The sequence below is a fragment of the Dialister succinatiphilus genome, from assembly GCF_928721695.1.
In the GTDB taxonomy this organism is placed as follows: Bacteria; Bacillota; Negativicutes; order Veillonellales; family Dialisteraceae; genus Dialister; species Dialister succinatiphilus.
The window spans coordinates 449,593-467,302 of record NZ_OV788641.1 but is presented as its reverse complement, the minus strand read 5'-3'; the positions used below and the strand labels follow the sequence as shown (position 1 = coordinate 467,302).

The window sequence follows — 17,710 nt, the reverse complement described above, 5'->3', positions numbered from 1 at the left end:
AATGGGCAGTAGAGGGGGAGGAATGCCGCTGATTTGCTGTTCTTTTTGTCATTAAAACATGGTAATTTGAAAATTTAATCAAAGTCTAACGCAAAAAGGTACACACCAGGACGCGTGTTTATGCTAAAATAAGGCGCACCTAATTGCGTTTTCACCAGTATTTATCGTATTTAGGAGACTTATCGATAAAAATATTAAATTTTTATGAAACACTTGCATTCAACCATGGAAAATAGTATGATTTAAAGGCTGAACGTTTTCGGGCTTTCGTACGAGGGCGAAAGCGGGAAGCGAGTCAGTCAAAACTATGAAGTGGAAGGTGGCCTGCACTGCAGGGGAATTTCCACGGAGCAGTTCATTCAGGAAATGAACGTAGGAGGTTTATGTAATGTCGAAACAGGAAAAAATCAGAATTCGGCTGAAAGGCTATGATCACAAAGCTGTTGATCAGAGCGCAGCGAAGATCGCGGAAACTGCCAAGAGAACCGGTTCCCGTGTCTCCGGTCCCATTCCGCTCCCCACAGAACGGAACGTGTATACCATTCTCCGTTCTCCGCATGTCAACAAAGACAGCCGTGAACAGTTTGAAATGCGTATCCACAAGAGACTTATTGACATCCTCGATCCATCCAAGAAGACCGCGGATGCGCTGATGAGACTGGAACTGCCAGCCGGCGTCAGCATTGATATTAAACTGTAAGGAGGTGCAAAGATGTCTAAGGCTATTTTGGGAACAAAATTAGGAATGTCCCAGGTGTTCGCTGAAAACGGCGACCTGGTTCCGGTAAGTGTTATTGAAGTTCTGCCAAACGTTGTAGCAGCTGTTAAAACCGTTGAAAGCGATGGATACAATGCTGTTCAGCTCGGTTATGGCGCTGTCAAAGAAAAACATTTGACAAAACCTGTAAAAGGTCAGTTTGAAAAGGCTGGTATTGAACCGGTTAAATATCTGCGTGAATACAGACTCGCTGAAAAGCCGTCTTACACAGTAGGCCAAACTCTGGCTGCTGATATCTTCGCAGAAGGCGAAATTGTAGACGTAATCGGCACCAGCCGCGGCAAAGGTTTCGCCGGCACCATTAAACGTTGGAATCACCAGCGCGGCCCTGAAAGCCACGGTTCCAAGAACCATCGTCAGACAGCATCCCTCGGTGCTCGTATGTCCGGCGGCGGCGGAAAGGTATTCAAAGGCAAGAAGATGCCGGGACAGCTGGGCGGCGAAAGAGTCACTGTTCAGCATCTTCAGGTAGTAAGAGTTGATACTGCCCGTAATCTTATGCTTGTCAAAGGCGGGATCCCCGGCGCTAAGGGAAGCCTCGTCATGGTACAGGAAACTGTAAAGCCTGTAAAATAATATTGTCTGGAACAACAGAAAATTGTTCTGATTAAGGGAGGAACATCTCAATGCCGAAAGTAAAGCTGTATAATGTAGCCGGCCAGGAAACCGGTGAAATAGAGCTGAATGACAGCGTCTTTGGCGTAGACTACAACGAAGCTGTTATTCACCAGGCAGTGGTTCGCCAGATGGCTAATGAACGCCTCGGCACCCACGCCACAAAGACCAGAGGCCTTGTCCGCGGCGGCGGCAAGAAGCCCTGGAAACAGAAAGGCACAGGCCGTGCCAGAGTCGGATCCATCCGCTCCCCACTGTGGGTTGGCGGCGGCACCGTATTCGGACCGACCCCCAGAAGCCATGCAAAGGCTATGCCGAAAAAGGCTCGCCAGCTGGCTGTTAAATCTGCTCTTTCCGAAAAGCTCCGCGCTAACGAACTGGTAGTTATCGACACCATCCATTTCGATGCACCGAAGACCAAGGAAGTTGTAAAAATGCTTTCCGCATTCAACGCAGCAGGCAAGGCCCTCATCGTTGACGGCGGCGACGCAGCAGAAAACACCGTTCTTTCCGCAAGAAACATTCCCGGCGTAAAAGCTTATGTTCCCAGCGGAATCAACATCTATGATATTGTAAATTACGACAAGCTCTTCCTCACTCAGGAAGCTGTCAAGAAGATTGAGGAGGTACTCGCATAATGGAAGCACGTGACATCCTCATTAAACCGATTATCACCGAAAAAACCACGGCTCTCATGGAAGAAAGAAAGTACACCTTCCGCGTGCCCCTTGCTGCAACCAAGGTTGAAATCCGCCAGGCTGTGGAACAGATTTTCAAAGTCAAAGTTCAGGCTGTGAACACCATGCGTTATGAAGGCAAGATGAAACGTCTGGGCCGCACCCAGGGTCGTCGCAGTGATTGGAAGAAAGCAGTTGTTACCCTTAAACCGGGCGAAACAATTGAGCTCTTCGAAGCGTAAGGAGGAGTAAATCAATGGCTTATAAATCTTTTAAACCGTACACTCCCGGACGCCGTCAGATGACCGTTTCCACTTTTGATGAAATCACAACAGACAAACCGGAAAAATCCCTTTTGGCTCCTGTTCATAATCATGGCGGTCGCAATGGCTCCGGCAAAATGACAGTTCGCCATCAGGGCGGCGGTCATAAACGTCAGTACAGAATCATCGATTTCAAGAGAAACAAGGATAACATTCCGGCTAAAGTAGCTACTATCGAATACGATCCTAACCGTACCTGCCGCATCGCTCTGCTCCAGTATGCAGACGGTGAAAAACGTTACATCCTGGCTCCTAAGGGACTCAAGGTTGGCGACGTTGTTACCAGCGGTCCGGAATCCGATATTAAAGTAGGCAACTGCCTGCCTTTCACCAATATTCCTCTTGGTACCATCGTTCACAACGTAGAACTGAAAATCGGCAAAGGCGGCCAGATGGTTCGTTCTGCCGGTGCAAGCGCTCAGCTCATGGCTAAAGAAGGAGATTATGCACTGCTCCGTCTGCCTTCCGGCGAACTGCGCAAGGTACATATCCGCTGCCGCGCTACTATCGGTGTGGTTGGCAATGATGACCATGAAAACATCACCCTGGGCAAAGCAGGAAGAAACCGCTGGCTCGGCGTTCGTCCGACTACCCGCGGCGTTGTAATGAACCCGAATGACCATCCGCATGGCGGCGGCGAAGGTAAAGCTCCTGTCGGACGTAAGCGTCCTGTTACCCCGTGGGGCAAGCCTGCTTACGGCGTGAAGACCCGCGACAACAGAAAAGCGTCTACCAAACTGATTGTTAAGAGACGCAAGTAAGATAAGGAGGAGTAAAAGTGTCCAGATCCGTAAAAAAAGGCCCGTTCGTCGCTTTCTCTCTGGTAAAGAAGATTGACGCACTGAACGCAGCTAACGATAAGAAAATTGTTAAAACCTGGTCCCGTGCTTCTACCATCCTTCCGAGCTTCGTAGGTCACACCATTGCGATTCACGACGGAAGAAAGCATGTACCGGTTTACATCACTGAAGATATGGTTGGCCATAAGCTTGGCGAATTCGCTCCGACCCGTACTTTCAAGGGCCACAACAAGAGTGATAAGGCCGCTGCAGGTAAATAACAGGGAGGAATAAAATGGAAGTTCAGGCAATTTCAAGAAATGTCCGCATTTCTCCCCGCAAGGTCCGCATCGTAGCTAACCTTGTCCGCGGCAAGAAAGCGGGAGAAGCAATCTCCATTCTGCGCAATACCCACAAGGCAGCTTCCATCGTGGTTGAAAAAACCCTCCGGAGCGCCATGGCAAATGCAGAAAACAATAACAATATGAACATTGACAATCTCTACATCTCCACAATTTATGTAGATGCAGGCCCGATCATGAAGCGTGTACATCCACGTTCCCGTGGACAGGCTTTCGGGATTATGAAACGTACCAGCACACTGACGGTAAAAGTTTCTGAAAAAGAGTAATCGAAGGAGGGAAACGTTTTGGGTCAGAAAGTTAATCCGCATGGAATGCGTGTAGGCGTGATCGATGACTGGGATTCCAAATGGTTTGCAGAAAAAGATTATGCTGCACTGCTTGTGGAAGATGCCAAAATCCGCCAGTTTTTAAAGAAGCACCTGTTTGTTGCAGGCATTTCCAAGATTGGCATTAAACGTGTAGGCAACAGAGTAAAGCTTGCCATTTATACTGCTAAACCGGGCATGGTTATCGGCCGCGGCGGCACAGGCATTGAGGATATCAAGAAAGCCCTGGCCGGTGTTACTGATAAGGAAGTGGATATTGATATCCTTGAAATCAAATCCACCGACATGAGCGCCATCCTGGTTGCTGAAAACATTGCTTCCCAGCTGGAAAGACGTATCGGCTTCCGCCGTGCTGTTAAACAGGCTGTCGGCAGAACCATGCGCGCAGGCGCTAAAGGTATTAAGGTAACCGTTTCCGGTCGTCTCGGCGGCGCTGAAATCGCCCGCAGTGAAAGCTACCGTGAAGGTTCCATTCCCCTTCAGACTCTCCGTGCCAACATTGACTACGGTGTAACCGCTGCTCACACCACCTATGGTGCTATCGGCGTTAAAGTCTGGATTTATAAAGGCGAACTCGCTCCTGGCCAGTTTGTGGATGAAAATGAAAACACCCGCACAGGCAAGGACAGAGGAAACCGTCACGAAGGCAACAGAAGAGGCGGCCGCCGCGGTGATCGCAGAGAACGCAGGCCGAGAAACTCTGAAAGGAGTGATTCCTGATGTTAATTCCAAAGCGTACAAAATATCGTAAACAGTTCCGCGGCCGTATGAAAGGCAAGGAACATCGTGGAAACACCGTAACTTACGGTGAATATGGCCTGGTTGCCCTGGAACCTTCCTGGATCACCAGCCGTCAGATCGAAGCAGCCCGTATTGCTATGACCCGTTATACAAAGCGCGGCGGCAAGGTCTGGATCAAGATTTTCCCGGACAAACCGGTTTCCGCAAAACCGATCGGCACCCGTCAGGGCTCCGGTAAAGGTGCTGTAGAATACTGGGTAGCTGTAGTGAGACCCGGCCGTGTTATGTTCGAAATGGGCGGCATCCCCGTGGAAGCTGCAAAGGAAGCTATGCGCCTTGCAGGTCACAAGCTGCCGATTAAGACAAAGTTTGTAGTTAAAGGACAAGAAGTGGCAGGTGAATAAAATGAAGGTCAATGAAATTCGTAACCTGAGCACTGCCGAATTGAATGAAAAGGTTGCCGGCTTAAAGGAAGAACTGTTTAACCTCCGTTTTCAGCTCGCTACAGGACAGCTTGAAAATCCGATGCGTATCCGTGAAGTAAAGAAAACCATCGCAAGAATCAAAACTGTTCAGCGTGAAGAAGAATTGAAGGCTGCCAAGAAGGCATGACGGTTAATCCAAAGGAGGATCTCAACGTGGCAGAAGAAAGAAAGTTGCGCAAGGTGCGCCAGGGAATTGTTGTCAGCGATAAGATGGACAAAACCGTCGTTGTTGCTGTAGAACGTAAAGTTCCCCACAAGCTGTACAAAAAATCTATTAATACCACAACCAAGTTCAAAGCGCATGACGAAAACAACGAATGCCGTGTCGGTGATACGGTACGCATCGTCGAAACTCGCCCGCTGTCTCGCGACAAGCGTTGGAGAGTTGAGAAAATCGTTGCCCGTCAGAACTGATATAGAAAGATAATTATAGGAGGATAGGCACGATGATTCAGCAGGAAAGCAGACTCAACGTTGCGGATAATACCGGTGCTAAGAACGTCCTGGTTATTAAAGTTCTGGGTGGTTCCTTCCGTAAGAGCGGCAATATCGGTGATATTGTGGTTTGCACGGTCAAAGATGCAACCCCCGGCGGCGTTGTTAAGAAGGGCCAGGTAGTCAAGGCTGTTGTAGTCCGCAGCGTAAACGGCGTAAGCCGCAGCGACGGATCCCATATCCGCTTTGATGAAAACGCAGTTGTTATTATTAAAGACGACAAGAGCCCGGTAGGAACACGTATTTTTGGACCGGTAGCAAGAGAACTCCGTGAAAGAGATTTCATGAAGATTATTTCCCTGGCTCCGGAAGTGCTCTAATAGGGAGGCAAATGATGAGTCAGAAACTGCATGTAAAGACCGGAGACACAGTTGTCGTTATTTCCGGTAAGGATAAAGGCAAGCAGGGCAAAATCAAAGCTGCTATGCCGAAAGAAGGCCGTGTAGTCGTTGAAGGCGTCAACATGGTTAAGAAACACACAAAACCGAGCCAGGCTAACCCCAAGGGCGGCATCATCGAGAAGGAAGCTCCGATTTATGCCTCCAAGGTTATGATCCTGGATCCGGAATCCAAGAAACCGACCCGCGTAAAGAAAGTCCAGCAGAAGGACGGCTCTTATGTAAGGGCAGCCGTTAAGAGCGGCGCTATTATTGACAAGGCTTAAGCGGGAAGGAGGATAACAAGTGTCCAGATTAAACGATTTGTACAAAGCGCAGATTAAGAACAGCATGCGCGAAAAGTTCGGCTACAAGAATGACATGGAAATCCCGAAGCTGGAAAAGATTGTCATCAACATCGGTGTAGGCGAAGCTACTGAAAACTCTAAAGCAGTTGATGCAGCAGCATCCGATCTTGCAGCTATCACCGGCCAGCAGCCGATGATCTGCAAAGCTCATAAATCCCTGGCTGCATGGCACATCCGTGAAGGAATGCCCCTGGGCTGCAAAGTTACCCTTCGTGGTGACAGAATGTATGAATTCCTCGATCGTCTGATCAACATCGCTCTGCCCCGTGTACGCGATTTCCGCGGCATCAGCGACCAGAGCTTCGACGGCCGTGGCAACTATGCATTCGGCGTAAAGGAACAGCTGATTTTCCCGGAAGTTGATTATGAAAAAATCGACAGAATCCGTGGCATGGATATCATTGTTGTAACTACGGCTAAGACTGATGAAGAAGCCCGTGAGCTCCTCCGCCAGTTCGGTATGCCGTTCAAGAAATAATCGGAGGACAATATGGCAAAGAAGTCTATGTTGGAACGCGAGAAGAAGAGAGAACTCGCCGTTCAGAAATATGCAGCTAAACGCCAGGCTCTGAAGGAAGCAGGCGACTGGGAAGCTCTTTCCAAGCTGCCCCGTAACGCTTCCCCTACACGTCTGCACAACCGCTGCAAACTGACAGGCCGTCCCCACGGCTATATGCGTAAATTCGGTATCTGCCGTAACCAGTTCCGTGATCTGGCTTACAATGGCGATATTCCGGGTATTAGAAAAGCCAGCTGGTAATTCGGGAGGAGGATTAAATAATGGTAACAACCGATCCAATTGCGGATATGCTTACCCGTATTCGTAATGCGAACGATGCATATCATGATAAGGTAGATATGCCTGCTTCTAAAATTAAGGCAGCTGTGCTTGCGATTTTAAAAGATGAAGGCTTTATCAAAAACGTAGAACAGATCGAAGTCGAAGGCCATCAGGTTCTCCGTGTTTCCCTGAAATACGGCGCTAACCGTGAAAAGGTCATCAAAGGTCTGAAGAGAATTTCCAAACCGGGCCTGAGAGTTTATGCAGGCAAAGAAGAACTGCCGAAGGTTCTCGGCGGTCTCGGTATTGCAGTTATTTCCACATCCAAGGGCATCATGACTGACAAGGCAGCTCGCAGAGAAGGCCTTGGCGGTGAAGTTCTTGCGTTTGTCTGGTAATCCGTTGGAGGTATAGAATGTCAAGAATTGGCAAGAAACCTATTGCGGTCCCGGCTGGTGTGGAAGTCAAGATTGACGGCCATACAGTGACAGTTAAGGGTCCGAAAGGCACACTGTCCCGTACACTGAATGAAGAAATGGACATTAAACTGGAAAACAATGAAGTTCTGGTTTCCCGTCCGAATGATGATATCAAAAACCGTTCCCTGCACGGACTGACCCGTACCCTGATCAACAACATGGTTGTTGGTGTAACACAGGGCTTTGAAAAGAAACTGGAAATCCAGGGCGTTGGCTATAATGCTCAGATGCAGGGCAAAAACCTGAAGCTGGCTCTTGGTTTCTCCCATCCGGTCATCATTACTCCGCCGGAAGGCATTACAATTACAACCCCTTCTTCCGTTGTGATTCTCGTATCCGGCGCTGACAAGGAAAAGGTTGGACAGGTTGCAGCTGAAATCCGCGCCTGGAGAGAACCGGAACCTTATAAAGGCAAGGGTATCCGTTATTCCGGTGAATACGTACGCCGTAAGGCTGGTAAGACCGGCGCAACAAAGTAAGACAGGAGGTAGAAAAATATGCGTAAAAATGCAAGCAGAAATGCGGTTATCCGCCGTCATCTGCGTCTTCGTAAGAAAATCTCCGGTACTGCCGCCTGCCCGCGTCTCAATGTGTTCAGATCCCTGGCTAACATTTACGCCCAGGTCATCGATGATGAAGCTGGCGTAACCCTGGTATCGGCTAATACCTTAGATAAAGAAATCAAGGCTCAGTTCCCCTACGGCGGCAATGCAGAAGCTGCCAAGGCTGTAGGTGCTCTCGTTGCCAAGAGAGCTCTGGAAAAGGGCATTGAAACCGTAGTATTCGATCGCGGCGGCTATATCTATCACGGCAGAGTACAGGCTCTGGCTGAAGGTGCCCGCGAAGCCGGCTTGAAATTTTAAGGTAAAGGAGAAAGCACATGCCAAGATTTGAAAAACAGGAATCCGACTTACAGGAAAACGTCGTTTTCATCAACCGCGTTGCTAAAGTCGTAAAAGGCGGCCGTCGTTTTTCCTTTGCTGCAGTCGTAGTAGTCGGTGATGGCAAGGGCAAGATTGGCGCAGGCCTGGGCAAGGCAGCTGAAGTTCCTGAAGCTATCCGCAAAGGCGTTGAAGACGCTAAGAAAAACATGATTACCGTGGCTCTGAAGAACGGAACCATTCCCCATCCTATGCTGGGCATCTATGGTGCCGGCAAGGTTATTATGAAACCTGCTGCCGAAGGTACCGGTATCAAAGCCGGCGGCCCGGTTCGTGCCGTACTGGCTCTGGCAGGCATCCGTAATATTCTGACCAAGTCCCTTGGCTCTTCTAACCCCATCAACATGGTTAGAGCTACCATGGACGGTCTCTCCAAGCTTGAAAATGCAGAAACTGTTGCAGCACTCCGCGGAAAGAGCCTGGACGAAATTTACAACTAAGGGGGCCCCTCATGAAAGTTATTATTACACTGAAAAAAAGCGTGATTGGCTCCAGACCGGAACATATCGCTACTATCAAGGCTCTTGGCCTTCATAAGACCAATTCCTCTGTAGAAAAAGAACTTACCCCCCAGATTAAAGGCATGATTCATCATGTCCAGCATCTGGTTGAATGCAAAGAAGCAGAATAATAAGAAGGAGGTGCACTGATGAAACTGCATGAACTGAAACCGGCTGAAGGCTCCAGAAGAGTACGTCGTCGCGTAGGCAGAGGCCTGGGCAGCGGCATGGGCAAACAGGCTACCCGCGGTGCGAAAGGTCAGAACGCCAGAACCGGCGGCGGCGTCCGTCCGGGATTTGAAGGCGGCCAGATGCCTCTGTACCGTCGTCTTCCGAAGCGCGGTTTTAAAAATGTATTAGCTAAGGAATATGCTGAAGTCAATGTTGAACAGCTGAATCGTTTCGATGCCAACGCTGTTGTTGATCCGGCAGCTCTCGTTGAAGCAGGTATTCTGAAGAACGTTCTCGATGGTGTACGTGTACTGGGAAACGGTGAACTGTCCAAGGCTCTGACCGTAAGAGCACAGGGATTCACCAAGTCCGCTCAGCAGAAAATCGAAGCAGCAGGTGGAAAAGTAGAGGTGATCTGATATGGGATCTACTTTAGCAAACTTTTTTGCAAATAAAGAACTCAAAGATCGCATTCTTTTCACCTTCCTGATGTTTGTCATCTTCCGTCTCGGGGTCCATATCCCCGTGCCGGGGGTTGATTCATCGGTGATTGAGAGTCTTTTCACTTCAGGCAATCTCTTCGGATTCCTGGATCTCTTCGCCGGCGGGGCACTCAGCAAATTCTCCATATTTGCCATGAGTATCACTCCCTACATCAACTCATCCATCATTATGCAGCTCCTGACCGCTGTCATCCCCACCCTGGAAGAATGGAGAAAAGACGGTGCCGAAGGATACAAGAGAATTCAGAAAGTCACAAGATATTTCACAATTTTCCTGGCAGCTGTGCAGGCATTCGGTATGACCTATGCCCTGCGTATCAACAATGCCCTTGTTGATAACAGCTGGCTGTATTTCTTTTTCGTTATCGTTGTTCTCACAGCAGGCACCTGCCTCCTTATGTGGATCGGCGATAAGATTACGGAACATGGTATCGGCAACGGTATTTCCCTTATCATCTTCTGCGGTATCGTAGCCCGCTTCCCGCAGGCTATTTCCACCGTGGTGGACTACCTGAAAGTCGGCACCATTTCCCCCTTCCAGCTTCTCCTGTTCCTGGTCATTGCCCTGGCTATGATTCTCATGGTCATCGAAGTGAACGAAGGACAGAGAAGGATTCCTATCCAGTATGCCAAGCGTGTGATTGGACGCAGAATGTATGGCGGTCACTCCACCTACCTGCCTCTCAAGGTAAACCAGGCCGGCGTTATCCCCATCATCTTCGCTTCCTCCATTCTCATGCTCCCCATTACCCTGGCACAGTTCATCCATGTGAGCTGGGTACAGTCCATCGGTAATTTCTTCGGATGGGGCACCTGGCCAAACACCATCTGCTACGGTTTCCTCATTTTTATCTTCACCTATTTCTATACAGCCATTTCCGTGAACATCAAGGATCTGGCAGATAATATGAAGAAATATGGCGGCTTCATTCCAGGCATCCGCCCGGGGCAGCCCACCATGATGTATGTAGATAAGGTATTGTCCAGAATCACTCTGACCGGCGCCGTTTTCCTGGCATTCATTGCAATCCTTCCGAACTTCATCGGAAATATCACCGGCATCCAGGGCGTGTACTTCGGTGGTACATCGCTCCTCATTATCGTCGGTGTGGCACTGGACACCATGAGACAGGCACAGTCTTATATGGTTACAAGAAACTATCAGGGCTTTATTAAATAAGGCTTTTGTAAGATAAGGAGCAGGATATGTATATCTTATTAATGGGACCTCCCGGCGCCGGCAAAGGCACCCAGGCAGAAAAGCTCATTCGTGATTACGGCATCCCCCAGATTGCAACCGGCGACATGTTCCGTGCGGCTGTGAAATCGGGAACTGCTCTCGGCAAGGAAGCTAAAAGCTATATGGACAAGGGAGCCCTTGTTCCGGATAGTGTAACTGTGGGCATCGTAAAGGAAAGACTGGCCCAGGACGACTGCAAAAAGGGATGGATCCTCGACGGATTCCCCCGCACCACCGCCCAGGCCTCTGCCCTGGATGCCATTCTTCATGAACTGGGAATCCAGCTTACTGCTGTCATCGGCATCAAAGCCAACCGCGATGACATCATCAAGAGAGTAAGCGGAAGACTGGTCTGCAAGAAATGTGGAGCTTCCTTCCATAAAGAATTCCGTCCGCCGAAGACACCGGGCATCTGCGATAACTGCGGCGGTGAACTGTACCAGCGGGCTGATGATAACGAAAAGACCATCTCCCAGCGTCTGGATGTTTACGAAACATCCACAAAACCGCTCATTGACTACTACAAGGTCAGCGGCCGGTACTATGAAATCGACGGAGACCAGTCCATGGACAAGGTATATGCTGATATCCAGGATGCACTGAAGAAGGCGTCCAAATGATTATCATCCATACACCGGAAGAAATAGAGAAGATTGCCGCAGCCAGCCGTCTGACTGCGGAAACGCTCTCTATGCTGGAAAAAGCAGTCAAATCGGGCATGAGCACTCTTGATCTTGACCATCTGGCTGAAAAATTTATCAGAGACAGAGGCGGTACACCTGCCGAGAAGGGATACGAAGGCTATCCCGGATCCATCTGCGCATCGGTCAATGATACTGTAGTCCATGGAATTCCTTCAGCAAGAAAAATTTTAAAAAAAGGTGATATCATTTCTATCGATCTTGTGGTAGAATTAAATGGTTACATGGGTGACTCCTGTATCACCGTTCCGGTAGGCCACACAAACAAGAAGAATATGCAGCTGATTCAGGCTACGGAAGGCGCACTTTTTGCCGGCATCAAGCAGGCAGTGGTGGGCAACACCGTAGGCGACATCGGTCATGCTGTCGAAAGCTATGTGAAACCATATGGCTACGGCGTTCTTCGCGAATATGTAGGCCATGGTATCGGGACAGACATGCACGAAGATCCGGAAATTCCGAATTACGGAACGCCAGGTCATGGGCCGCGTCTGGAAGAAGGCATGGTTATCTGCATTGAACCGATGATTACCATGGGAAGTGCTGATATCATTACCCTTCGCGATGGCTGGGGTGTGGTGACAGCTGACGGAAAACCGTCTGCTCACATTGAACATACCGTTGCCATTACCAAAGATGGTCCTAAAATTCTGACGCTGCGCGACTGATATCGTTACCAGCGGACAGTATATGTAAGCCAAAGGAGGCTCTCATGAGCAAGGCAGACGTTATTGAAGTTGAAGGTAAAGTAGTAGAAAAGCTTCCAAACGCCATGTTCCGTGTCAAACTGGAAAACGGCGGCCATATTGTGCTGGCTACTATTTCCGGCAAAATGAGGATGAATTTCATCCGTATACTGCCCGGGGATAAGGTAACAGTAGAATTGACGCCCTACGATTTAGAGCACGGCAGGATTACCTATCGTTACAAGTAAGTAAGGAGGAACCAAGATGAAGGTCAGACCGTCCGTTAAAAAGATGTGCGACAAGTGCAAGATCATCAAACGCAAAGGCCGTGTAATGGTCATTTGTGAAAATCCGAAACATAAGCAGAGACAAGGTTAATTAAAAGGAGGTTAAAGAGTAGATGGCACGTATAGCTGGTGTAGACTTACCAAGAGATAAGCGCGTTGAGATCGGCTTAACTTATATTTATGGAATTGGCCCCACTCTTTCCAAAGAAATCTTAAGCAAAGCAGGAATCAATCCTGATATCCGAGTGAGAGATCTGACAGAAGATGACGTTGCAAAGATCCGCAACGCTCTCGCTGACTACAAAGTCGAAGGTGATCTCCGTAGAGAAGAATCCCTCAACATTAAGCGTCTGGTAGAAATCGGCTCCTACAGAGGCAGACGTCATCGCGAAGGCCTGCCGGTACGTGGTCAGAGAACAAAGACCAACGCTCGTACCCGCAAAGGACCGAAGAAGACCATTGCAGGTAAGAAGACTGCAACCAAGAAGTAATGTTGAAGGAGGGATATAATGGCTACGGTAAAAAGTAAAGCAAAAAGAAAAGAAAGAAAACATGTAGAATCCGGTGCAGCTCATATTCGTTCTACTTTCAACAACACGATTGTAACGATTACTGACTCTAACGGCAACACCATTGCATGGGCATCTGCCGGCGGACTCGGATTCAAAGGCTCCCGTAAGAGCACACCATTCGCAGCACAGATGGCAGCTGAACAGGCTGCTAAAGTTGCTATTGACCAGGGCATGCGTTCCGCTGACGTATTCGTCAAAGGACCAGGCGCAGGCCGTGAAGCAGCTATCCGTGCACTGCAGGCAGCAGGCATCGAAGTCAGCAGCATTAAGGACGTCACCCCGATTCCTCATAACGGCTGCCGTCCTCCGAAACGCAGAAGAGTATAATTAAGGTATATCCTTTCTGTTTCATTTTGGCGCCGTCAGGCGCAGAAGGAGGACTTTCGGATGATCGAAAATACTAGCTTCACAATTAAGACTGTGGAACTCAGCGATGACAAGAGTCACGGCAAGTTCGAATGCGAACCGCTCGAAAGAGGCTATGGCATCACCCTGGGAAACAGTTTACGACGCGTGTTGCTTTCATCTTTAGACGGTGTGGCTATTACGTCTATCAAAATCGACGGCGTGCTTCATGAATTTTCAACTATTAACGGCGTCAGAGAAGATGTAACAGATATGATTCTGAACCTGAAGAAGATTCGTTTCATCGCCCACGACGAAGCGACCTTCCCCATCACTGTCAGAATCGATATCACTAAAGAGGGTATTTTCCATGCCGGTGATATGGTTTTACCGGCAGAAATAGATGTTCTCAACAAAGATCTGGCCATCTGCACATTGGATTCCGATGCCCATCTGGGTATGGAAATGACCATTAACCGCGGACATGGCTATGTACCTTTTACAAAGAACAAATCGGATGATGACGTTATCGGCGTTATCCCCATCGACTCCATTTATTCTCCTGTTGTTAAGTGCAACTACGAAGTCAGCGATACCCGCGTAGGCAATGAAATGGACTACGACAAGCTGACTCTGGAAGTGGATACCGACGGCTCTGTCAATGCGGACGATGCAGTGGCTACAGCTGCCAATATCCTGATCAGCTGCTTTGAAAACTTCTGCAAAATCGGTATCAGCCAGCCAGGCAGCGAACCGACAGAAGGGGAAGAAGTAGAAGAAAGTCCCGCTCCTGCCCAGGATAAAGCCAATGAAGACGCTGTACGCGCTCTTCCCATTGACGAACTGGAACTTTCTGTCCGCGCATTTAACTGCCTGAAGAGAGCTGAAATCAATACTATCGGCGAACTGACAGACAAGACAGAAGATGAATTGACCCGTGTACGCAACCTTGGTAAAAAATCGGTAGATGAAATCAAAGAAAAACTGGCTAACTTCCGGGATTACGGACTTCATCTCAAAGATTCCAAGGATTGATATAGTTATAGGAGGAAAGAAATGGCACGTAGTAGATTGAGAAGAGTCAGCGGTGCCCGCAAGGCCCTGCTGCGCAGTCTCGTAACCGCTCTTTTCCAGCATGGCCAGATTAAGACCACTGAGTCCAAGGCCAAGGAACTCCGCCATGTAGCTGACAAGATGATCTCCCTCGCTAAGAGAGGCGATCTCCATGCCCGCCGTCAGGCTGAAGGTTTCATCATGGACAAGGCTGTTACAAAGAAACTGTTTGACGAAATTGCAAAGAAATACACAGACCGCAACGGCGGCTATACCCGCATTGTGAAACTGGACGGCCGTCTTGGCGATAATGCTCCTGAAGTAATCATCGCCCTGGTAGACTGATTTCCTGTCTGAAAGAAAAGAACCGGTGACTTTTCGCCGGTTCTTTTTTATTTTTATGGTTGCAGAGGGCGGCTTCTTATCTTTCATCTCCCTGCCGGTCATGTTAAAATAAAGGGGATTATTGACAGGGCTCAGGAAGTGAGAGTTACAAATCAGGAGTCCCCTATAAAGGAGCGTAAAGCAATGAATATGGATTTTGATATCCCCGACATTAGCGAAAATGCAGGAAAAGCCGCTGGCGGCGGAAAACACAGAAAACCCAGAAGGGCTGGAAAAATCCGTCTTGGTGACAGCCTCCGCAGCATTTCCAGAGAATATACGGCCACCAGGGAAAGGATGGACGAGGATAAGCACATTGAATTTTATTCCCTCTCGGAAGGTCAGGAACATTTTCCTTTCTACGGTATGGAGGTATCCATCATCGGTGTGTGCATCCGGAATAAGAAAACCGCAGCCATTTACATGGAGCTTCCTTTGGACAAAAGGGAGGATCTGATAAAAAAACTTTCTGCATCGGAAGGAGAGGGGGAAGACACCCCGGCCATGACCATCTTCTCCGATACGGTGACCTCCATTTTCGTAACCAAACCGGAAAAGGGGGAAAAGGTGGTAACCATTGCTCTTATGGACAGTGAAGAAGCGAAGGTTCTTTCCGACAATGAAGCCATTGAAGAAAAACAGGCGGAAGAGGCTAAAGGGCTGGGGCACAAAATCTTCAAAACCTACTTCAATCCGGTGGGCCGCATCAGCCGCCGTTCCTATATTCCTAAAATGCTGGGCGCCGGCATACCGGCTGCCATTCTCTTCTCGTTCACCTGCCTTCGGCCGGAGCTCTTTGAGGGAGACCTGAATCTTTACATCTTCACCTTCCTGGTGGTGGGCACTCTGTGCTTCATTTCCCTTATCAGCCTGGCCATGCGCCGCCTGTCGGATATTGGCCTTTCTCATCTCTACTACTGGGTATTCTTCCTTCTCCTTTTTGCCATTAACCAGCTGGGTGGTCAGTTCCTTGGCAGTCAGCTCATGGCTACCAGGGTGGTGGCAGTGATATTCATGGCTGCCGTGGTTCTTCTGGCCTTTTTCCCCGGAGAAAACAAGAAAAACAAGTACGGCCCTGTGCCGAAAGAGTGATGATTTTGTTATTGGCAGAAGCGCTGATTTTCCCTTCCCGGGAATCAGCGTTTCCTTTTTTCAGTCAATAAGGAGGATGGATGACTTTTCCTGTTCCTTTAAGGCAGATGCTTCCTCTTCTGGGAATCACTGTATCTGCCTTTGTATTTAATACTTCTGAATTTATGCCCATTGCCCTGCTTATGGATATTTCCCAGTCCTTTGACCAGACGGAAGCAGAAACGGGCATTATGATTACAGTCTATGCCTGGATGGTAGCCATCCTGTCTCTGCCCCTTATGCTGGCAGCAGGAAAGATGAAGGAGAAGACCCTTCTTCTGCTTACGCTCCTTCTCTTTGCTCTGGGACAGCTGGCCAGCGGCATGGCTCCTTCCTTTCCTCTGCTTATGGGCGCCCGGATTCTGGTGGCCAGTGCCCATGCCATTTTCTGGTCCATTGCAGCGCCTCTGGCAGCGAGACTGGTGGACAAAGGAAAATCGCCCTTTGCCCTGTCCATGGTGGCAGCCGGTACGGCGGTGGCCATGGTTTTCGGCCTTCCCTTAGGACGGGTCATTGGACTGGCTCTGGGATGGCGTATGACCTTCCTGCTCATTGCCCTGGTTACCGCCGGAGCCATGGTGTATCTGTTCTTTGTATTTCCCCAGCTTTCTCCGGGAGAACCTTTCACCCCGGGAGATCTGCCCGGGCTTTTCCGTAACAGGCCGGTGGCTGTTATTTTCGGAATGACGATCTTTTATGCTTCTGCCTACTTCACGGTGTACAGCTATATTGAGCCTTTCCTTCACGCTGTGGCCCATCTGGCTCCTGCGGCCATTACGGTGGTGCTTATCTTCCTGGGAAGTACGGGATTTTTGGGAAGCTTTGCCTTTTCTAAAATGTTTGGCACCTATCCCAAACTGATTATTATGACCGGCGCCTGCGGCCTTTTGGTTCCCTTCTTCCTTCTCCGTGAGGGAGCCCCGTTTCTGCCGGTGCTTCTCTTCTGCCTCCTGGCCATGGGCGTGGTGAATACACTCTACGGCATAGCCATGCAGTCGGAAATCATCCGTCATTTGTCTATCGGCGCTGCTCCGGTGGCCATGTCTATTTTCTCCGGCATCTTTAATATGGGCATCGGCAGCGGAACCTATATAGGGAGCCTTTTGACGGCCCGGGGATACCTGCCTTACATTGGCCTTGCCGGCGGCCTGCTGGCTCTTGTCTGCGGCCTCCTCTGCATCTTTTGCTACCTGCCTTTTATGGGTAGAAAGAGCAGGGAGCTCCGTAACAGGGGCTGATCCTTTCCTGACGGGAAAGAGATAGGCTTTTCCTCCCTTCGGGAAAGAAGAAAGCAGGCAGGTCCATGCTTTTTCAGAAAACAGAAAAGGGGCTGTGAGGAAATGATTTCCATTTCTTCACAGCCCCTTTTTATTCGTTGATCCCAAAAATCAAAAAGCACTGTGAATGGGAATCCACAGTGCTTTGTATTTGGTGGAGGCGGTGCCCGGAGTTGAACACGGGGATAAGGGCCTTGCAGGGCCCACGCCTTAGCGCTTGGCTACACCGCCATAAATCTGACTTTTCTAGTATATCGCAGGTTTTCGAAAAAGTAAAGCCGATTATGAGGTAATGTAAGTGTCAAGTTTTCCTCGGTAATTCATTTGACT

At 49.2% G+C, this 17,710-nt stretch carries 32 protein-coding genes and 1 tRNA gene; 32 read left to right on the top strand and 1 reads right to left on the bottom strand.

What is annotated here, in order from left to right; genetic code table 11:
* Positions 1-388 precede the first annotated feature (388 nt).
* From rpsJ to NW747_RS02010, 32 genes are all read left to right on the top strand, one after another.
* Positions 389-700 carry a 30S ribosomal protein S10 gene (rpsJ, locus tag NW747_RS02165; protein WP_008859800.1) on the top strand — a complete coding sequence of 104 codons (312 nt, stop codon included), beginning with the start codon at positions 389-391 and terminating at the stop codon, positions 698-700.
* A 12-nt stretch (positions 701-712) separates the two neighbouring features.
* Positions 713-1,354 (top strand): 50S ribosomal protein L3, encoded by a 642-nt coding sequence (rplC, locus tag NW747_RS02160; protein WP_008859801.1) that lies wholly within the window; start codon positions 713-715, stop codon positions 1,352-1,354.
* 50 nt (positions 1,355-1,404) lie between these two features.
* Entirely contained in the window at positions 1,405-2,031 is a 627-nt protein-coding gene (rplD, locus tag NW747_RS02155) for a 50S ribosomal protein L4 (RefSeq protein WP_008859802.1), read from the top strand.
* Positions 2,031-2,312, top strand: coding sequence for a 50S ribosomal protein L23 (gene rplW / locus NW747_RS02150; RefSeq protein WP_008859803.1), 282 nt, complete (start codon positions 2,031-2,033; stop codon positions 2,310-2,312). The genes rplD and rplW overlap by 1 nt, the downstream gene beginning before the upstream one ends.
* A gap of 14 nt (positions 2,313-2,326) precedes the next feature.
* A complete protein-coding gene (gene rplB, locus NW747_RS02145; protein ID WP_008859804.1) occupies positions 2,327-3,154 on the top strand; it encodes a 50S ribosomal protein L2 in 828 nt (275 codons plus the stop codon).
* A 17-nt stretch (positions 3,155-3,171) separates the two neighbouring features.
* Complete coding sequence (gene rpsS, locus NW747_RS02140) at positions 3,172-3,453, top strand: 30S ribosomal protein S19 (RefSeq protein ID WP_008859805.1); 282 nt, start codon at positions 3,172-3,174, stop codon at positions 3,451-3,453.
* A gap of 14 nt (positions 3,454-3,467) precedes the next feature.
* Positions 3,468-3,803 carry a 50S ribosomal protein L22 gene (gene rplV / locus NW747_RS02135; RefSeq protein WP_008859806.1) on the top strand — a complete coding sequence of 112 codons (336 nt, stop codon included), beginning with the start codon at positions 3,468-3,470 and terminating at the stop codon, positions 3,801-3,803.
* An 18-nt stretch (positions 3,804-3,821) separates the two neighbouring features.
* A complete protein-coding gene (rpsC, locus tag NW747_RS02130; RefSeq protein ID WP_008859807.1) occupies positions 3,822-4,583 on the top strand; it encodes a 30S ribosomal protein S3 in 762 nt (253 codons plus the stop codon).
* Positions 4,583-5,008: a 50S ribosomal protein L16 gene (gene rplP, locus NW747_RS02125; RefSeq protein WP_008859808.1), complete on the top strand. Its 426-nt coding sequence runs from the start codon at positions 4,583-4,585 to the stop codon at positions 5,006-5,008. The genes rpsC and rplP overlap by 1 nt, the downstream gene beginning before the upstream one ends.
* 1 nt (position 5,009) lies before the next feature.
* A complete protein-coding gene (gene rpmC / locus NW747_RS02120) occupies positions 5,010-5,216 on the top strand; it encodes a 50S ribosomal protein L29 (protein ID WP_273095778.1) in 207 nt (68 codons plus the stop codon).
* A gap of 26 nt (positions 5,217-5,242) precedes the next feature.
* On the top strand, positions 5,243-5,503 hold the full coding sequence (gene rpsQ, locus NW747_RS02115; RefSeq protein ID WP_040380320.1) for a 30S ribosomal protein S17: 261 nt from the start codon (positions 5,243-5,245) through the stop codon (positions 5,501-5,503).
* A 32-nt stretch (positions 5,504-5,535) separates the two neighbouring features.
* On the top strand, positions 5,536-5,904 hold the full coding sequence (gene rplN, locus NW747_RS02110) for a 50S ribosomal protein L14 (RefSeq protein ID WP_008859811.1): 369 nt from the start codon (positions 5,536-5,538) through the stop codon (positions 5,902-5,904).
* A 14-nt stretch (positions 5,905-5,918) separates the two neighbouring features.
* Positions 5,919-6,248 (top strand): 50S ribosomal protein L24, encoded by a 330-nt coding sequence (rplX, locus tag NW747_RS02105; protein WP_008859812.1) that lies wholly within the window; start codon positions 5,919-5,921, stop codon positions 6,246-6,248.
* Positions 6,249-6,267: 19 nt separating this feature from the next.
* Positions 6,268-6,807, top strand: a complete 540-nt coding sequence (gene rplE / locus NW747_RS02100; protein WP_008859813.1) for a 50S ribosomal protein L5 — start codon at positions 6,268-6,270, stop codon at positions 6,805-6,807.
* A 12-nt stretch (positions 6,808-6,819) separates the two neighbouring features.
* Entirely contained in the window at positions 6,820-7,089 is a 270-nt protein-coding gene (gene rpsN / locus NW747_RS02095; RefSeq protein WP_008859814.1) for a 30S ribosomal protein S14, read from the top strand.
* A 20-nt stretch (positions 7,090-7,109) separates the two neighbouring features.
* Entirely contained in the window at positions 7,110-7,508 is a 399-nt protein-coding gene (gene rpsH, locus NW747_RS02090) for a 30S ribosomal protein S8 (RefSeq protein ID WP_273187821.1), read from the top strand.
* A 17-nt stretch (positions 7,509-7,525) separates the two neighbouring features.
* A complete protein-coding gene (gene rplF / locus NW747_RS02085; RefSeq protein ID WP_008859816.1) occupies positions 7,526-8,068 on the top strand; it encodes a 50S ribosomal protein L6 in 543 nt (180 codons plus the stop codon).
* A gap of 18 nt (positions 8,069-8,086) precedes the next feature.
* The gene (rplR, locus tag NW747_RS02080; RefSeq protein ID WP_008859817.1) at positions 8,087-8,452 is read left to right on the top strand and encodes a 50S ribosomal protein L18; all 366 of its coding nucleotides are present in this window, start codon (positions 8,087-8,089) and stop codon (positions 8,450-8,452) included.
* A 17-nt stretch (positions 8,453-8,469) separates the two neighbouring features.
* On the top strand, positions 8,470-8,970 hold the full coding sequence (rpsE, locus tag NW747_RS02075; protein ID WP_008859818.1) for a 30S ribosomal protein S5: 501 nt from the start codon (positions 8,470-8,472) through the stop codon (positions 8,968-8,970).
* A gap of 11 nt (positions 8,971-8,981) precedes the next feature.
* On the top strand, positions 8,982-9,161 hold the full coding sequence (gene rpmD / locus NW747_RS02070) for a 50S ribosomal protein L30 (protein WP_008859819.1): 180 nt from the start codon (positions 8,982-8,984) through the stop codon (positions 9,159-9,161).
* Positions 9,162-9,179: 18 nt separating this feature from the next.
* Positions 9,180-9,620, top strand: coding sequence for a 50S ribosomal protein L15 (gene rplO / locus NW747_RS02065; RefSeq protein ID WP_008859820.1), 441 nt, complete (start codon positions 9,180-9,182; stop codon positions 9,618-9,620).
* A gap of 1 nt (position 9,621) precedes the next feature.
* Entirely contained in the window at positions 9,622-10,884 is a 1,263-nt protein-coding gene (gene secY / locus NW747_RS02060; RefSeq protein ID WP_008859821.1) for a preprotein translocase subunit SecY, read from the top strand.
* 26 nt (positions 10,885-10,910) lie between these two features.
* Positions 10,911-11,564 (top strand): adenylate kinase, encoded by a 654-nt coding sequence (locus NW747_RS02055; RefSeq protein WP_008859822.1) that lies wholly within the window; start codon positions 10,911-10,913, stop codon positions 11,562-11,564.
* Positions 11,561-12,313 (top strand): type I methionyl aminopeptidase, encoded by a 753-nt coding sequence (gene map / locus NW747_RS02050; RefSeq protein ID WP_273187820.1) that lies wholly within the window; start codon positions 11,561-11,563, stop codon positions 12,311-12,313. Before NW747_RS02055 ends, map begins: the two co-directional genes overlap by 4 nt.
* A gap of 44 nt (positions 12,314-12,357) precedes the next feature.
* Positions 12,358-12,579, top strand: a complete 222-nt coding sequence (infA, locus tag NW747_RS02045; RefSeq protein WP_008859824.1) for a translation initiation factor IF-1 — start codon at positions 12,358-12,360, stop codon at positions 12,577-12,579.
* A gap of 16 nt (positions 12,580-12,595) precedes the next feature.
* On the top strand, positions 12,596-12,709 hold the full coding sequence (gene rpmJ, locus NW747_RS02040) for a 50S ribosomal protein L36 (protein WP_008859825.1): 114 nt from the start codon (positions 12,596-12,598) through the stop codon (positions 12,707-12,709).
* 22 nt (positions 12,710-12,731) lie between these two features.
* Complete coding sequence (gene rpsM / locus NW747_RS02035; protein ID WP_008859826.1) at positions 12,732-13,109, top strand: 30S ribosomal protein S13; 378 nt, start codon at positions 12,732-12,734, stop codon at positions 13,107-13,109.
* Between the two features lie 18 nt (positions 13,110-13,127).
* A complete protein-coding gene (rpsK, locus tag NW747_RS02030) occupies positions 13,128-13,517 on the top strand; it encodes a 30S ribosomal protein S11 (RefSeq protein ID WP_008859827.1) in 390 nt (129 codons plus the stop codon).
* A gap of 60 nt (positions 13,518-13,577) precedes the next feature.
* Entirely contained in the window at positions 13,578-14,570 is a 993-nt protein-coding gene (locus NW747_RS02025; protein WP_273095792.1) for a DNA-directed RNA polymerase subunit alpha, read from the top strand.
* A gap of 21 nt (positions 14,571-14,591) precedes the next feature.
* A complete protein-coding gene (rplQ, locus tag NW747_RS02020; RefSeq protein ID WP_008859829.1) occupies positions 14,592-14,933 on the top strand; it encodes a 50S ribosomal protein L17 in 342 nt (113 codons plus the stop codon).
* 183 nt (positions 14,934-15,116) lie between these two features.
* On the top strand, positions 15,117-16,064 hold the full coding sequence (locus NW747_RS02015) for a DUF805 domain-containing protein (RefSeq protein WP_273187819.1): 948 nt from the start codon (positions 15,117-15,119) through the stop codon (positions 16,062-16,064).
* An 80-nt stretch (positions 16,065-16,144) separates the two neighbouring features.
* Positions 16,145-17,341 (top strand): MFS transporter, encoded by a 1,197-nt coding sequence (locus tag NW747_RS02010; RefSeq protein WP_273187818.1) that lies wholly within the window; start codon positions 16,145-16,147, stop codon positions 17,339-17,341.
* 194 nt (positions 17,342-17,535) lie between these two features.
* Here the strand turns inward: NW747_RS02010 and NW747_RS02005 are convergent.
* Positions 17,536-17,611 (bottom strand) — tRNA-Cys (locus tag NW747_RS02005).
* Positions 17,612-17,710 lie beyond the last annotated feature (99 nt).

Coding starts and splice junctions, on each gene's coding strand:
- rplX (WP_008859812.1), top strand. CDS start 5,919: ATGAGTCAGAAACTGCATGTAAAGACCGGAGACACAGTTGTCGTTATT.
- rpsJ (WP_008859800.1), top strand. CDS start 389: ATGTCGAAACAGGAAAAAATCAGAATTCGGCTGAAAGGCTATGATCAC.
- rplP (WP_008859808.1), top strand. CDS start 4,583: ATGTTAATTCCAAAGCGTACAAAATATCGTAAACAGTTCCGCGGCCGT.
- rpsM (WP_008859826.1), top strand. CDS start 12,732: ATGGCACGTATAGCTGGTGTAGACTTACCAAGAGATAAGCGCGTTGAG.
- rplR (WP_008859817.1), top strand. CDS start 8,087: ATGCGTAAAAATGCAAGCAGAAATGCGGTTATCCGCCGTCATCTGCGT.
- rplQ (WP_008859829.1), top strand. CDS start 14,592: ATGGCACGTAGTAGATTGAGAAGAGTCAGCGGTGCCCGCAAGGCCCTG.
- infA (WP_008859824.1), top strand. CDS start 12,358: ATGAGCAAGGCAGACGTTATTGAAGTTGAAGGTAAAGTAGTAGAAAAG.
- rpmJ (WP_008859825.1), top strand. CDS start 12,596: ATGAAGGTCAGACCGTCCGTTAAAAAGATGTGCGACAAGTGCAAGATC.
- NW747_RS02015 (WP_273187819.1), top strand. CDS start 15,117: ATGAATATGGATTTTGATATCCCCGACATTAGCGAAAATGCAGGAAAA.
- rplV (WP_008859806.1), top strand. CDS start 3,468: ATGGAAGTTCAGGCAATTTCAAGAAATGTCCGCATTTCTCCCCGCAAG.
- NW747_RS02025 (WP_273095792.1), top strand. CDS start 13,578: ATGATCGAAAATACTAGCTTCACAATTAAGACTGTGGAACTCAGCGAT.
- rplN (WP_008859811.1), top strand. CDS start 5,536: ATGATTCAGCAGGAAAGCAGACTCAACGTTGCGGATAATACCGGTGCT.
- secY (WP_008859821.1), top strand. CDS start 9,622: ATGGGATCTACTTTAGCAAACTTTTTTGCAAATAAAGAACTCAAAGAT.
- rplC (WP_008859801.1), top strand. CDS start 713: ATGTCTAAGGCTATTTTGGGAACAAAATTAGGAATGTCCCAGGTGTTC.
- map (WP_273187820.1), top strand. CDS start 11,561: ATGATTATCATCCATACACCGGAAGAAATAGAGAAGATTGCCGCAGCC.
- rpmC (WP_273095778.1), top strand. CDS start 5,010: ATGAAGGTCAATGAAATTCGTAACCTGAGCACTGCCGAATTGAATGAA.
- rpsN (WP_008859814.1), top strand. CDS start 6,820: ATGGCAAAGAAGTCTATGTTGGAACGCGAGAAGAAGAGAGAACTCGCC.
- rplB (WP_008859804.1), top strand. CDS start 2,327: ATGGCTTATAAATCTTTTAAACCGTACACTCCCGGACGCCGTCAGATG.
- rplW (WP_008859803.1), top strand. CDS start 2,031: ATGGAAGCACGTGACATCCTCATTAAACCGATTATCACCGAAAAAACC.
- rplO (WP_008859820.1), top strand. CDS start 9,180: ATGAAACTGCATGAACTGAAACCGGCTGAAGGCTCCAGAAGAGTACGT.
- rplF (WP_008859816.1), top strand. CDS start 7,526: ATGTCAAGAATTGGCAAGAAACCTATTGCGGTCCCGGCTGGTGTGGAA.
- NW747_RS02010 (WP_273187818.1), top strand. CDS start 16,145: ATGACTTTTCCTGTTCCTTTAAGGCAGATGCTTCCTCTTCTGGGAATC.
- rplD (WP_008859802.1), top strand. CDS start 1,405: ATGCCGAAAGTAAAGCTGTATAATGTAGCCGGCCAGGAAACCGGTGAA.
- rpmD (WP_008859819.1), top strand. CDS start 8,982: ATGAAAGTTATTATTACACTGAAAAAAAGCGTGATTGGCTCCAGACCG.
- rpsE (WP_008859818.1), top strand. CDS start 8,470: ATGCCAAGATTTGAAAAACAGGAATCCGACTTACAGGAAAACGTCGTT.
- rpsH (WP_273187821.1), top strand. CDS start 7,110: ATGGTAACAACCGATCCAATTGCGGATATGCTTACCCGTATTCGTAAT.
- rpsK (WP_008859827.1), top strand. CDS start 13,128: ATGGCTACGGTAAAAAGTAAAGCAAAAAGAAAAGAAAGAAAACATGTA.
- NW747_RS02055 (WP_008859822.1), top strand. CDS start 10,911: ATGTATATCTTATTAATGGGACCTCCCGGCGCCGGCAAAGGCACCCAG.